Genomic DNA, 14,222 nt, shown 5'->3' on the forward strand with positions numbered 1-14,222 from the left:
GCTCAGCGGCGCCACCAGCGCCAACGGCGGCGCGGGCGGGCCGACGCGGCACGGGCTGGCTCCGGCGTCGTGACGACCGGCGCGGCGCGTTCCCGGTCGGCGCGCCAGCCGCGCACCGCCTCCTCGACGTTCACCGGGCGTACCACCACACGTGGCCCGGTCGGGGTACGCAGCCAGGCGACCACCTCGGTGTTGAGCGCCGCCACGTACGAGCGGACGGCCTCCTCGGTGGGCAGGTCACGCAGCTCGACCGGAAGCTGTTCGATGCGGCGGCGCAACTGCAGCGGCGTGGGCAGCAGCAGGTCGGACGGGATCTGCTCGCGCTCCATGAAGCTGCGGATCCACCAGCCCTCGTCGTAGGGCGTGTCGCGCCCCGGGATGGGCTTGCCGGCACCCGGCAGGTTGTCGAACTCGCCGCGTTCCTGGGCCGAGCGGATCTGCGCCTCGACCGCGGCCTCCCAGGCTGTCGTCACCGCCGTCACCTCCCGTACCCACGGTAGCCGCCGCCGTCCGACAAGAGTCAGCGTCGCGCGGGGCCGAGCTGTTCCCGCGCGGGCCGCCGCGTAGCGTGCCCCCGGGGTGAGGGGGCGCCGGCGTGCGCGACTGGCTGATCGGCCTCGCTGTGGCGACGGCCTGCCTGGTCGGGAGCTGGGCGGTGCTGCTGCGCCTGCTCGGCTCATGAGAGCAGCGGCGGGCCGGACAGTCAGGGCAGGTGGCGGACGTGGCGGTGGCCGTCGCGGGGAAACGGCGCGCGGGCCGGCAGGACCTCGGCGAACGCGTACCCGCTCTTTTCCGCCACGCGGCAGGACGCCGGGTTGTCGACCTGGTGCAGCAGCTCCAGGTGGGTCAGCCCGGTGGCGGCGAACCGGGCGAACGCCCATCCGGTGACCGCCTCCACCGCGCGTGGCGCGACGCCCCGGCCCCGTGCCGGCGCGGCCGTCCAGTAGCCGACCTCGGCGGCCGGGCGGCCCGGGCGGACGTCCTTGAGCACCACACAGGCCGCCACCCGTTCCTCCTCCAGCACCGCGAACATGAACCGGTGACCGGCGGCCCAGCCCTGGTGGCTGCGGCGCAGGAACACCCGCGCCTGCGCCGGTCCGGTCACCGGATGTCTGGTCCAGGCACGCAGCACCGGATCCCGGTACGCCTCGATCAGCGCGTCGGCGTCACCGTCGCGCCACGGTCGCAGCAGCAGACCGGGCGCGGTCGCGGTCGCCGGCGCGGACAGCACGATCGACATGCGACAAGTATCCCCACCGCACCCGCCCGGCGCTGACCCCCGACTCCGGCGATCATGAAGTTAGCGGCCGTCGGTGACCGATTTGTCGCCGTCAACCTCATGATCGCCGGAGTGGGAGCAAGGGCGAGGGCGCGGCGGGGCGCCGGCTGTCGGCGGGTGGGCGTAGGGTCCGGTTCACGGTCGGCAACGGGGAGGCGACGTGGTTACAGTCGGCGCGGTCATGGGGATCGGTCTGGTGGCGCTCGGTCTGGTGCTCACGCCCGGGCCGAACATGGTCTACCTGGTGTCCCGGTCGGTGACCCAGGGGCGGCGGGCCGGGCTGGTGTCGCTGCTCGGGGTGGCAGCCGGCTTTCTGGTCTACCTGGCCGCCGCGGTGGCCGGCATCGCCACCGTGTTCGTGCTGGTCCCGCCGCTGTACACGGCGGTGAAGCTGGCCGGCGCGGCGTACCTGCTGTGGCTGGCCTGGCGCACGCTGCGCCCGGGCGGCACGTCGGCGTTCACCCCGACGCCGTTGCCGCCGGACCGGCCCCGGCGCCTGTTCACGATGGGCCTGGTCACCAACCTGCTCAACCCCAAGATCGCCATCCTGTACGTGTCGCTGCTCCCGCAGTTCGTCGACCCGGCGCGCGGGCACGTGGCGGTGCAGAGCCTGCTGCTCGGCCTGACCCAGATCGTCGTGGCGCTCACCGTGAACGCGCTGATCGTGCTGAGCGCCGGTTCGGTGTCCGCGTTCCTCACCCGGCGGCCGGGCTGGGCGCGCCTGCAGCGGTGGGTGATGGGCACGGTGCTTGCCGCGCTCGCGGTGCGGATCGCCGCGGACCGCTCCCGCGCCGCCGTCGCCACCCCCTGACCGGGGTACGCGGACCCACGCCGTCCGTCACGAACGCACACCGCCGGGGCGACGTCACGACGGCTCCTCGCGCACGACCGCAACACCACCCGGCGGCACCGTCAACGAGCCGTCGGCCGTCGCGCCGGTCAGCAGGTCGAGCCCGGTGACCGGCACCCGCTGCGGCCGGTCGGTGTGGTTGAGCAGGTAGAGCAGGCCGTCGTGGCGGCGTACCGCCTCGACACCCTCGGGCGCGCCGGGACAGGTCGGGGTCACACCGGCGAGCCCTGCTGCCTCGGTGAGCAACCGCCGATAGGTGCCGTCGTCGGGGCGGGTGGAGACGTACCAGGCGTACGCGTCGCCGATCCGGTGCCGGGTGATCGCGGGCCGGCCGTCAAGCACTCCCCCGGCGTACGCGCTGATCGTCTCCGCGCCGGCCGGGTGCACCGTCTCGGACCAGATCCGGCCGGTCCCGCCGCCGGTCAGCGGCACGTGTTCGTCGTCGGCGAGCGGGTGGAACTCCTCCACCCGTACGCCGAGCAGGTCCCGGTACGCGCCCGGGTAGCCGCCGAGGCGTACTCGGGCGTGCTCGTCGGCGACACCGCTGAGCCAGGTCACCAGCAGGTGCCCACCGGCGTGGACGTGCCGGCGTACCCAGTCGACTGTGGCGTCCGAGGCCAGGTAGAGGGCCGGGAGAACGAGCAGCCGGCAACCGTCGAGCGGCGCGCCGGGCGGCACCACGTCGGCGGTGACCCCCGCGTGCCACAGCGCCCGGTGCGCGGCAGCCGCCTCGCCAGGGTGGTCGAGTCCGGCGCGGGGCATCCCCGGGTGCCGCAGCGCCCAGCCGCTCGCCGCGTCGTACGCGATGGCCACGCCCGCCTCGACGCGGCCCGGCGCGGTCCCGGCGAGCCGGCCCAGCGCGGCGCCCAGGTCGGCGGCCTCGCGGAACACGCGGGTGTCCGCCCCGGCGTGCGACACCACCGCGGAGTGGAAGCGTTCCGCGCCGCCGGCCGGGGCGCGCCACTGGAAGAACATCACCCCGGCCGAGCCGCGTGCCACGTGGGCGAGGCTGTGCCGGGTCATCCGGCCGGGTTCCTTGGTGTGCATCCGCCCGGCGGTGTGGATCTGGTTGGGCGCGCTCTCGGCCAGCAGCCACGGCGCCGGCCGCCCGGCGGCGTGGCGGGCCCAGCCGCGGGCCAGGTCGGCGGCGAACGCGGTCTGCTCCTGCGCGCCCGCGCCGATCGCGGACGGGTAGTGGTCGATCGCGACCAGGTCGACCTCGCGCGCCCAGCGGGCGTGGTCCACCGGCACCCAGTCGCCGAGCACGTAGTTGGTGGTGACCTGCACCGCCGGGTTCGCCGCCCGCAGCAGGTCACGCTGTTCGGTGTACGCGGACAGCAGCGTGTCGGACCAGAAGCGGCGGAAGTCGAGCAGCTGGCCGGGGTTCGCGAGATATTGCGTGGCGCGGGGCGTGCCGACCTGCGCCCAGTCGGAGTAGTGCTGGCTCCAGAAGCTGGTCACCCAGGCGTCGTTGAGCGCGTCGAGGTCGCCGTAGCGGGTGGTGAGCCAGCGGCGGAACGCGGCCTCGGTGTGCGGGCAGTGGCAGGTGGTGCCGTACTCGTTGTGCACGTGCCACAGCGCGAGCGCCGGGTGGTGCGCGTACCGGGCGGCCAGCACCTCGGCGATGCTGCGGGCGGCGTCGCGGTACGCGGGCGCGGCGGCGCAGTAGGTGTCGCGGCTGCCGTGGGTCAGGCGACCGCCGTCGGCGGTGACCGGCAGCGCGTCCGGGTGGCGCAGCGAGAACCACGGCGGCGGCGACGCGGTCGGGGTGGCCAGCGCGGCCCGGATGCCGTTCGCGTGCAGCAGGTCCAGCACGCGGTCGAGCCAGTCGAACGTGTGGCGGCCGGGTTCGGGTTCCAGCCGGGACCAGGCGAACACGCCGACGGTGACCAGGTTGACCCCGGCGGCGCGCATCAGGGCGACGTCCTCGCGCCACACCTCCGGCGGCCACTGTTCCGGGTTCCAGTCGCCGCCGTAGCAGAGCCGCCCGTCGCTCCACGGCACTTTAGTTGTCATCCCGGCCAAAATAGGAACAGGTGAGACGGAAAGTCAATGGCGTCGATCATTGACAGTTAGTTGGGCTTCCAAAGAAACTGGCGGGACCGCCCGTGGACGCCGCGAGGAGACGCCCATGCCGTACCGCCCGCCGCTGGTCCCGTACGAGACGTTCGTGGCCGACCCGCCCGACCTGCCGGTCCGCGCCCCCGGCGAGGAGGGCGCCGACGACGTGCTGCGGGCCGAGGTCGCCGCGACCGACGCGCACGGGGTCACGCTCACCGCGACCTGCGCGTCCGGCCGCACGCTGGTCACGCGCGTCGAGGCCGCCGGGGACGGGATCATCCGGGTACGCCTCGCCGACGACCCCTCGGTACGCAGCCGGTCCGCACCGGCGCTGACACTGGTCCACCCGCAACCCCACCCGGCCACCGTGACCGTCGCCGACGGGCAGGTCCGGGTGGCGGCCGGTGGCATGGTCGCCGAGCTGAGCCTGGACCCGTGGGGGCTGCGGTTCCACACTTCGGACGGACGGCTGCTGCTGGCCTCCGACGCCGGCACCCGCGACATCAGCGGCCGCCGCCGCACGCTGCCGCTGGGCCGTTCCACAGTCGACGGGGAGCCGGTGGCCTGGCACGAGAGCTTCGTCGCGCCCGGCGACGAGCGGTTCGTCGGCTTCGGCGAGAAGTTCACCCCACTGGACAAGCGCGGCCAGCGGCCGCTGATGTGGAACTTCGACGCCTTCGGCGGCGAGTCCGACCGGTCGCACAAGAACGTGCCGTTCTACCTGTCCGACCGCGGCTACGGCGTACTCGTCGACAGCGGGCTGCCGGTGCAGTTCGACATGTGCGCCAGCACGCACAGCAGCGTGCAGATCCTCGTCCCGGACGACCTGCTCGACTACTACGTGCTCGCCGGACCCACCCCGGCGCAGGTGCTCGACCGGCTCGACGCGCTGACCGGCCGGCCGTACCTGCCGCCGAGGTGGGCGTTCGGCGCGTGGATCTCCTCCGGCTTCTTCCCGGACAGCCAGCAGCGCGTGCTGGAACGGGCCCGGCGCATCCGCGCGGACGACATCCCCTGCGACGTGCTGCACCTGGACTGCTACTGGCAGGTCGCCGGACACTGGTCGGACCTGCGCTGGGACACCGACGCCTTCCCCGACCCCGACGGCATGCTCAAGGACCTCACCGAGCAGGGCTTCCGGGTGTGCCTGTGGATGAACCCGTACCTGATGACCGGCAGCCCGCTCTACGCCGAGGCCGAGGCCGCCGGCTACTTCCTGCGCCGCCCGGACGGAAGCACGTACGTCGCCGACACCTGGCACGGCAGCTACCCGGTCTGCGCGATCGTGGACCTCACCAACCCGGCCGCGGTGAGCTGGTTCCAGGACCTGCTGCGCCCGCTGCTCGCCCAGGGCGTCGCGGTGTTCAAGACCGACTTCGCCGAGGGCGTGCCCGCCGACGCCGTCGCCCACAACGGCATGACCGGCGTCGAGCTGCACAACGTGTACGCGCTGTTGTTCAACGACGCGGTCGCCGACGTCACCGAGGAGGTGGCCGGGCACCGCACGGTGTGGGCGCGCTCGTCGTACCTGGGCGGGCAGCGGCACAGCGCCCAGTGGAGCGGCGACGTCAACGCCACCTGGCCCGGCATGGCCAGCACGCTGCGCGGCGGCCTGTCCCACGGGCTGTCCGGGGTGCCGTTCTGGAGCCACGACACCGGCGGCTTCCACGGCACCCCCGAACCGGACCTGTACGTGCGCTGGACCCAGTTCGGCGCGCTCTCACCACTGGTACGGCTGCACGGCACCACCAGCCGGCTGCCGTGGGAGTTCCCGCCCGAGGCGCAACGGCACGCGGTGGACGCGCTGCGCCTGCGCTACCGGCTGCTGCCGTACCTCTGGTCGGCGGCAGTGGACAGCGCCCGCACCGGCAGCCCGATGATGCGCGCGCTGCTCGTCGACACCCCGGAGGACCCGGCCGCCTGGACCGCCGACCTCCAGTACCGCCTCGGCCCGGACCTGCTGGTGGCGCCGGTGCTCGACAGGTCCGGCGAGCGCACCGTCTACCTGCCGACCGGCGACGACTGGCTGGACGCGTACACCGGGCAGCGGCACACCGGCGGACGGCACCTGCGGGTCGGCGTGCCGCTGGACCGGCTGCCGCTGTACGTGCGGCACGGCGCGCTGATCCCCACGGTGCCGCCCGCGACGACGGTCGGAACCGGCCCGTTCCGGGACGTCACGGTGGTGGCCTGGGGCGGCGTCGACGGCGTGAGCGTGGTACGCGACCCCGACGGCGACACCACGCTCACCGCCGTGCGCGACGGCGACACGCTGCGCGTACGCGTCGACGGGCCGCTGGACGTGCGGCAGGTCAGCGTGGTCGGCACGGACCCGCCGCGCCGGGTGGTGCTCGACGGCGAGCCGGTCCCGGTGACGCCGTTCGTGCCGTGGTTCCCCGGCCGGGCCCACCCGGCCGGGATCGCGCCTATTTAGTTTAAGCTTTAGCCGAACCCAGGGCCGGGCGCAGGAGGCGGGCAGTACGTGATCAGCATCGACCGGCCGACGGCCGACCTCGGCGACGTGCGGGTGACGAACCGGGCCGTGGTGCTCCGGCACGTCCGCCGGCACGCCCCCTGCTCCCGGGCCGACGTCGCCGCGCACACCGGGCTGAACAAGGCCACCGTCTCCAGCCTGGTCGGCGAGCTGATCGAACACGGGCTGCTGCGCGAGACCGGGCTGACCGAGAACCGGGTGGGCCGCCCCGCCACGATGCTCGTCCTCGACGGTGCCCGCTACGTCGGGCTCGGGCTGCGCGTCGGCGCGGACGAGCTGGTCGCGGTGGCCGCCGGACTGGGCGGCGACCCGGTGCTCACGTGGCGGCGCGCGTTCCCCGCCGCCACCGCCGGCCCCGAGGAGACGGTGAAGGCGCTCGCGGCGCTGACCCGCCGCGCCGTCACCCGCGTCACCGGCGCCGAGCGCACCGTGCTCGGCCTCACCGTGGCCGTGCCCGGGCTGGTCGACGCCGACGGCGACGTGCCGGCCGCACCGGCGCTCGGCTGGCGCGGCGTACCGCTCGCCGCCGCGTTGCGCCGCGCGCTGCGTGATCCGGGTTTCCCCCTCACCGTCGACAGCGAGGCCAACCTCGCCGTCCTGGCCGAGCAGCGGCACGGCCCGTACGCCGGCACGGCCGACCTGGTGCACCTCACCGGCGGCCCGGTGATCGGCGCGGGCCTGATCAGCGGCGGGCGGCTGCTGCGCGGCAGCAGGGGCTTCGCCGGCGACATCGGGCACCTGCCACTGGCCGCCGACGGCCCGCCCTGCGCATGCGGGCGGCGCGGCTGCCTGACCGCGCTGCTCGGCGTGGACGCGGTGATCGGCCGGCTGCTGCCGGACGCCGGCCCGGTCACCGATCACCTGCCGGAGATCGAACGGATCCAGGCGCTCGCCCGCGCCGGGGACGAGCCGGCACGCACCGGCCTCACCGAGATCGGCCGGCTGCTCGGCCAGGCGGCGTCGGTGCTGGCCGGGCTGCTCGACCCGGACGTGGTGGTGGTCGGCGGGCACCTGGCGGCGCTCGCGCCGTGGCTGCTGCCGGCCGCCCACGCCGAACTCGCCGCCCGTACACCGGTCCCGCCCGGCGTGCGGCTGGAGGCCAGCACGCTCGGGTCCGCGGCCGGCGCGCTGGGCGGGGCCACCGCGGCGCTGGCCACAGTGGAGGCGGGACGTCTGCCCGCCGGGTGACCCCTTGACCGCACCGGGCGGAAGGTGTCAACCTCGGTAGCGCCGCGTTCCGGGACCGGGCAACCTGCGAAAGCGGCGTGTTTTTCGGCGGTTGTCGAAGCGCTTCACCACCGCTCCGGGCCGACCCTGCCGACACCGACCACCACCCTTTTCGCGTACGCGCCGCCCCGTCACCGCCACGGTCGTCGAAGCGCTTCGACGGCTGTGCGACGGCCCGTACGCCGACCGGAGGCGCCCACCATGACCGACCCCGTCCCCCACCGTCTCGACGACCTGCTGGCCCGGCTCACGCTGCCGGAGAAGCTCGGCCTGCTGCACCAGTGGCAGGCGCCGGTGCCCCGGCTCGGCCTGCGCGCGTTCCGCACCGGCACCGAGGCGCTGCACGGCGTCGCGTGGCTCGGCACCGCCACCGTCTTCCCGCAGGCGATCGGCCTGGCCGCGAGCTGGAACCCGGACCTGATCCGGGCGGTCGGGGCCGCCGTCGGCGACGAGGTACGGGTCAAGCACCGCGCCGACCCGGTCCGGGTCGGCCTCAACGTGTGGGCGCCGGTGGTCAACCCGCTGCGCGACCCCCGCTGGGGACGCAACGAGGAGGGCTGGTCCGAGGACCCGTGGCTGACCGGCAAGCTGGCCACCGCGTACGCGCTGGGGCTGCGCGGCGACCACCCGATCCGGCTGCGCACCGCGCCGACGCTCAAGCACTTCCTCGGCTACAACAACGAGACCGACCGGGCCACCACCTCCAGCGACCTGCCGCCCCGGGTGCTGCACGAGTACGAGCTGCCGGCGTTCCGCGCCCCGCTCGCCGCCGGCGCGGCGGTCGCGGTGATGGCGTCGTACAACCTGGTCGACGGCGTACCGGCGCACCTGAGCCCGCTCATCGACAGCGAGCTGCGCGGCTACGCCGACGACGACATCATGGTGGTCGGCGACGCCGGCGCGGTCGGCAACATCGCCGGCGTGCAGGAGTACCTGCCCGACCACGTCGCCGGGTTCGCCGCCGCGCTGCGCGCCGGGATCGACAGCTTCACCGAGGACGACGAGGACAGCGCCCCCACAGTGGAACGCCTCACCGAGGCGCTGGCCCGCGGCCTCATCGAGCCCTCCCACGTGGACCGGGCGGTACGGCGGATCCTGTCCGTCCGGTCGCGCCTGGGCGACCTGGACCCGGATCCCCACGACGACGTGCCGCCACACACGCTCGACAGCCTCGCCCACCGGGAACTCGCCCGCGAGGCCGCCCGCCAGTCGGTCGTGCTGCTGCGCAACGACGGCCTGCTGCCGCTGCGCCCCGGCACCCGCGTCGCGGTGCTCGGACCGCTCGCCGACACCGTGCTCACCGACTGGTACAGCGGCACCCCGCCGTACACGATCAGCGCGTACGCGGGGCTGCTCGGACGGCTGCCGGAGGTGACCACCCACCCCGGCACGGACCGGGTCACGCTGCACGTCGGCGACCGGGCGGTACGCCTCGACGGCGACGGCCCGCTGGCGCTCGGCGACACCGCGGCCGAGTTCGAGGTGGTCGACTGGGGACAGGACGTGGTGGCGCTACGCGCCGTGGACACCGGCCGGTACGTCGGCGCCGACGACGCCGGGGCCCTGGTGGCCGACCGCGAGGGACCGGGCGGCTGGGTGGTACGCGAGACGTTCCGCCTGGACCACCGGCCCGACGGCACGGCGCTGCTGGACCACCTCGCCACCGGACGGCACGTCGGCATCGCCCCGGATGGAACCCTGAGTGTGGCCACCGGCGACCCGGCCGTGTTCACCGTGACGCTGCGCGCCGACGGGGCCGCCGACGCCGCCGCGCTCGCCGCCGCCGCCGACGTGGCGGTGGTGGTGCTCGGCAACCACCCGATGGTCAACGGCCGGGAGACCGAGGACCGGGCCGACCTGACGCTGCCCACCGGCCAGGAGGAGCTGCTGCGCGCGGTGCACGCCGCGAACCCGCGTACCGTGCTGGCGCTGACCAGCAGCTACCCGTACGCGGTCGGCTGGGCGCAGGAGCACGTGCCGGCGGTGCTGTGGAGCGCCCACGGTGGACAGGAGCACGGCAACGGGCTCGCCGACGTCCTGCTCGGCCACGCCGACCCGGGCGGGCGGCTCACCCAGACCTGGTACGCCGACACGGCCGAACTGCCCGACCTGCTCGACTACGACGTCATCGGCGCGGACAGCACCTACCTCTACCACCGGGGTGAGCCGCTGTACCCGTTCGGGCACGGGCTCAGCTACGCCGAGTTCGACTACGCTGACCTACGGTTGAGCACCGCCACGGCACGTGCCGGCGAGGAGGTGGAGGTGAGCGTCGAGGTCACCAACACGGGCCGCCGCCCGGGCACCGAGGTGGTGCAGCTCTACAGCCGGCAGCGGCGTTCCCGGGTCAAGCAGCCGCTGCGGCAGCTGCGCGACTTCGTCCGCGTCACGCTCGATCCGGGCTGCGCGGCCCGGGTGACGATGCGCCTGCGTACCGCCGATCTGGCCTGGTGGGACGAGACCCGCGCGGCGATGGTGGTGGAGGACGCCGTCCACTCGGTGCTGGTGGGCCGGTCCGCTCGCGACATCCGGCTCGTCGGCGCGCTCGCCGTGACCGGAGACGCCACGACGGTCGCCCCGGCCGACCGCAGCTGTGGAGCCGCCCGGTGAGCGGGCGCGTCCCCGGCGAGCAGGTCACCATCGCCGACGTGGCCCGGCACGCCGGAGTGGCCGCCAGCACCGTCTCGTACGTGCTCAGCGGCAAACGCACCATCTCGGCCACCACCCGGGGACGGGTCCTCGACAGCGTCCGCGCGCTGGGCTACCACCCGCACGCCGGGGCGCGCGCCCTGGCCAGTCGCCGCGCCAACGTGATCGCGCTGGTGCTGCCGCTGCGTACCGGCATGCAGGTGCCGGTGGTGATGCGGTTCGCCACCGCAGTGGTCACCACCGCCCGCCGCTACGACCACGACGTGCTGCTGGTCACCGCCGACGAGGGCCCGGCCGGGCTGCACCGCATCGCCGGCAGCGCGCTCGTCGACGGCGTGCTGCTGATGGACGTCGAGCTGGAGGACTCCCGGGTGCCGCTGCTGCGGGAGCTGGCGCTGCCGGGTGTCCTGATCGGGCACCCCGCCGACAGCACCGGGCTGGCCTGCGTGGACCTGGACTTCCGGCGCGCCGGTGAGCTGTGCGTGGAACACCTGGCCGCCGCCGGGCACCGGCGGATCGCGCTGCTCGGCGCGCCCGCCGCGGTCTACGACCGGGGCACCGGGTTCGCCCACCGCACCCGCGCCGGGGTACGCGCCGCCGCCGGGCGGCTCGGCGTCGACGCGGTGACCCGGCCCTGCGAGGAGGGACCGGCTGCGGTACGCCGCGACCTGGAGGCGCTGCTCGCCGACCACCCGGACGTCACCGGCCTGGTGGTGCAGAACGAGTCGGCGGTCGGGCCGGTGCTGGCCAAGTGGCTGCTGCTCGGCCGCCGGGTGCCGCGCGACGTGTCGGTGGTGGCGATCTGCCCGGACGAGCTGGCCGAGCAGTCCGGGCTCACCTGCGTACCGGTGCCCGCCGAGGAGGTCGGCCGGCAGGCGGTGGCGTTGCTGATGCGGCGGCTGAGCGGCGAGGGAGTGCCGGAGGTGACGTTGCTGGAACCGCACCTCACCTTGCGGGACACCAGCGCCCGCCGGTGACCGTGCACCGCGTCCACGACACCGCGCCGGCCGCCGACTGGACCGACGCGTTCCTCACCGGCAACGGCGAGCTGGGACTCATGGTCCACGGGCAGCCGTACGCGGAACGGATCGTGGTGAACCACCACCGGCTCGTCCTGCCGAACGGCGCCCGGGACGCCCGCGCGCCCGAGCTGGCCGGCCGGATGCCGCACATCCGCGCGCTGGTGCTCGCCGGGCGCCGCGCCGAGGCCGCCCGGCTGCTCACCGGCGGCCGGGAGCTGGAGTGGACCCAGTCGTTCCACCCCGGGTACGCGCTCACCGTCGACGCACCGCCCGGGCCGGTACGCGGCTACCGGCGCGACACCGACTTCACCACCGGGGAGGTGACAGTCGAGTGGTCGGGCGGGCGGCGGCGCTGCTTCGCCTCCCGCGCCGACGGCGTGGCGGTGCTCCACCTCGACCAGGGCGACTGCGTGGTCGGTGTGACCGGTGAGCTGCCCGGCCGGCCCGCCGACGTGGTGTACGAGGACACCGCGTACCGCCGCGACGGGCTGGTGTACCTGCGGGTCCGCGCCCGCTACCCGGACGCCGGCGGGGCGTACGGGTTCGAAGGGCTGACGCTGCTGCGCGGCGACGTGAGCGTCGACGGCGACCGGGTGCGGGTACGCGGACCGGCGCTGCTCATCACGCTCGTGGACCGGCCCGACGCGCCGCCGTGGCGTACCCGGGTCTCGGAGCGGCGGCTCGCCGCGCTGGCCGGGGACTACGACGCGCTGCTGGCCCGGCACGTGCCGCGCCATCGCGGGCCGTACACCCGGGTCGACCTGGACCTCGGCGTGCCCGCCGCCGACCGGGCGCTGCCGGTGGGTGAGCTGCTGGCCCGGCAGGCCGCCGCGCCGCACCGGCTGGACCCGGCGCTGCTGGAGCGGCTGTTCCACTCCGGCCGGTACCTGCTGTTCAGCGCCAGCGGGGTGCTGCCGCCCCGGCTGACCGGGCTGTGGCTGGGCTCCTGGGACGCGGCGTGGGCCGGTGACTTCACCACCGACGCGAACCTGAACCTGCAACTCGCCGGGGCGAACGTGGGCGCGCTGCCGGAGGTGACAGCGGCGCACGCCCGGCTGGTCGCCGCGCAGGTGGCCGACTGGCGCGCCAACGCCCGGGCCGTGTACGGCGCGCGCGGGCTGCTCGCGCCCAGCCGCACCGACGGCGAGCACGGGCACCTGTTCCACGTCCACCCCGACTGGCCGTTCACCGCGTGGCTCGCCGGCGCGGACTGGCTGCTGCACCCGCTGCACGAACACCACCTGGTCACCGGTGAGCCGCTGGGTCCGGTGGCCGGCTGGCTGGCCGAGGTGGCGGACTTCTTCGCCGACGTGCTGACCGATGTGGACGGGCAGCCGGCGCTCGTGCCGTCGTACTCGCCGGAGACCGGCCCGTACGACGACACCGGCCGGACCGCGCCGGTGGCGGTGAACGCCACGATGGACGTGGCGGCGGCCCGGCACGCGCTGCGGCTGGCCGTCGAAGTGACCGGCGAGGACCGGTGGGCCGGGGTACGGCCGCCCGGCTACCTGGTGGACGGGCGCGGCGCGCTCGCCGAGTGGGCGTGGCCCGGCAGCACCGGCGACGAGAACCATCGGCACGTCAGCCACCTGTATCCGGTGTGGCCGCTCGACGAGATCAACCCGGACGACACCCCGGAACTGGCCGCCGCCGCGCACCGGGCGCTGACGCTGCGCGGCGACGAGGACGGTTCCGCGCACGGCAGCCTGCACCGGGCGCTGGCGGCGGCGCGGCTGCGCGACGGCGACCTGGTCGCGGCGAACCTGGGCAAGATCCTCGGCGCGGACATGTTCTTCCGGTCGCTGATGAGCGCGCACAACCCGGGCCGGACCACGTACAACGTCGACGCCGCGCACACGCTGCCGGCGGTGCTGATCGAGTCGCTGGTGCAGTCCCGCCCCGGGGTGCTGCGGCTGCTGCCCGCGCCGCTACCCGATCTGCCCGCCGGGACGCTGCGCGGCGTCACCTGCCGGGGCCGGGTCACCGTCGAGGAGCTGAGCTGGGCGCCGGGCCGAGTCCGGGCCCGGCTGGTGTCGCCGGTGGCGCAGCGCGTGGTGGTGCACGCACCCGGGGACCGCCGTGCGGTGGATCTGGTTCCGGGCCGGCCGTGCGAGGTGGTGTTCGGCTAGAGGTTGTCGGGCTGGTGCAGCGCCGGGTGGCTCTCGCCCGGCGCGGCGTACCAGGGCGGGGCGTCGTCGGTGAGCGCGGTGCCGATCCGCAGCCGCGCCCAGTCGTCCAGTTCGGGCAGCGCGTCCGGGGCGAACCAGGCCACCGCCAGCGACTCGTCACCGTCGGCCGTCGGCGCGCCGCCGATCGCCCGGCAGCGGAACCAGACGTTCAGGTATTCGCAGGCGTCCCCGTTGGGGTAGACCACCGGGTGGGTGGCGACACCGGCGAGCCGGTCGATAGCCACCTTGACGCCGGTTTCCTCGTGGACCTCGCGCACCAGCGCGTCGGCGGGTTGCTCGCCCGGGTCGACGGTGCCGGCCGGGACCGACCAGCGGCCGTTGTCGCCCCGGCGGGCCAGCAGCACCCGTCCCGCGTCGTCGGTGACCACGCCGCTGACGCCGTACAGCATGAGCAGGTCGTGGCCGATGTGGCGGCGCAGCCGGGCGATGTAGGGCGAGACGGCCATGGCGA

The 14,222-nt window shown here is 75.1% G+C and carries 10 protein-coding genes; 6 read left to right on the plus strand and 4 right to left on the minus strand.

Annotated elements, in window-relative coordinates:
- Positions 1 to 2: 2 nt before the first annotated feature.
- Both BAW75_RS15920 and BAW75_RS15925 read right to left on the minus strand, forming a co-directional pair.
- Positions 3 to 473: a DnaJ family domain-containing protein gene (locus tag BAW75_RS15920; RefSeq protein WP_104114074.1), complete on the minus strand. Its 471-nt coding sequence runs from the start codon at positions 471 to 473 to the stop codon at positions 3 to 5.
- A gap of 230 nt (positions 474 to 703) precedes the next feature.
- A complete protein-coding gene (locus BAW75_RS15925) occupies positions 704 to 1,240 on the minus strand; it encodes a GNAT family N-acetyltransferase (protein WP_064445981.1) in 537 nt (178 codons plus the stop codon).
- A 220-nt stretch (positions 1,241 to 1,460) separates the two neighbouring features.
- Between BAW75_RS15925 and BAW75_RS15930 the strand changes: the two genes are divergently transcribed.
- Positions 1,461 to 2,090, plus strand: coding sequence for a LysE family translocator (locus BAW75_RS15930; RefSeq protein ID WP_409074453.1), 630 nt, complete (start codon positions 1,461 to 1,463; stop codon positions 2,088 to 2,090).
- Between the two features lie 54 nt (positions 2,091 to 2,144).
- Here BAW75_RS15930 and BAW75_RS15935 read toward each other — a convergent pair whose 3' ends face one another.
- Complete coding sequence (locus tag BAW75_RS15935; RefSeq protein ID WP_104114057.1) at positions 2,145 to 4,145, minus strand: beta-galactosidase; 2,001 nt, start codon at positions 4,143 to 4,145, stop codon at positions 2,145 to 2,147.
- Between the two features lie 115 nt (positions 4,146 to 4,260).
- Between BAW75_RS15935 and BAW75_RS15940 the strand changes: the two genes are divergently transcribed.
- From BAW75_RS15940 to BAW75_RS15960, 5 genes are all read left to right on the plus strand, one after another.
- Complete coding sequence (locus tag BAW75_RS15940) at positions 4,261 to 6,624, plus strand: TIM-barrel domain-containing protein (RefSeq protein ID WP_104114058.1); 2,364 nt, start codon at positions 4,261 to 4,263, stop codon at positions 6,622 to 6,624.
- Positions 6,625 to 6,672: 48 nt separating this feature from the next.
- On the plus strand, positions 6,673 to 7,872 hold the full coding sequence (locus BAW75_RS15945) for an ROK family transcriptional regulator (protein WP_104114059.1): 1,200 nt from the start codon (positions 6,673 to 6,675) through the stop codon (positions 7,870 to 7,872).
- A 240-nt stretch (positions 7,873 to 8,112) separates the two neighbouring features.
- Positions 8,113 to 10,521, plus strand: a complete 2,409-nt coding sequence (locus tag BAW75_RS15950) for a beta-glucosidase family protein (protein ID WP_104114060.1) — start codon at positions 8,113 to 8,115, stop codon at positions 10,519 to 10,521.
- A complete protein-coding gene (locus BAW75_RS15955) occupies positions 10,518 to 11,537 on the plus strand; it encodes a LacI family DNA-binding transcriptional regulator (protein ID WP_104114061.1) in 1,020 nt (339 codons plus the stop codon). Before BAW75_RS15950 ends, BAW75_RS15955 begins: the two co-directional genes overlap by 4 nt.
- Positions 11,534 to 13,711 (plus strand): glycoside hydrolase family 95 protein, encoded by a 2,178-nt coding sequence (locus BAW75_RS15960; protein WP_104114062.1) that lies wholly within the window; start codon positions 11,534 to 11,536, stop codon positions 13,709 to 13,711. The genes BAW75_RS15955 and BAW75_RS15960 overlap by 4 nt, the downstream gene beginning before the upstream one ends.
- On the opposite strand, the gene BAW75_RS15965 is transcribed toward BAW75_RS15960, so the two are convergent.
- The gene (locus BAW75_RS15965) at positions 13,708 to 14,217 is read right to left on the minus strand and encodes an NUDIX hydrolase (RefSeq protein WP_104114075.1); all 510 of its coding nucleotides are present in this window, start codon (positions 14,215 to 14,217) and stop codon (positions 13,708 to 13,710) included. The genes BAW75_RS15960 and BAW75_RS15965 overlap by 4 nt on opposite strands.
- Between the last annotated feature and the right edge of the window lie 5 nt (positions 14,218 to 14,222).

It is taken from the genome of Micromonospora chalcea, assembly GCF_002926165.1.
In the GTDB taxonomy this organism is placed as follows: domain Bacteria; phylum Actinomycetota; class Actinomycetes; order Mycobacteriales; family Micromonosporaceae; genus Micromonospora; species Micromonospora chalcea.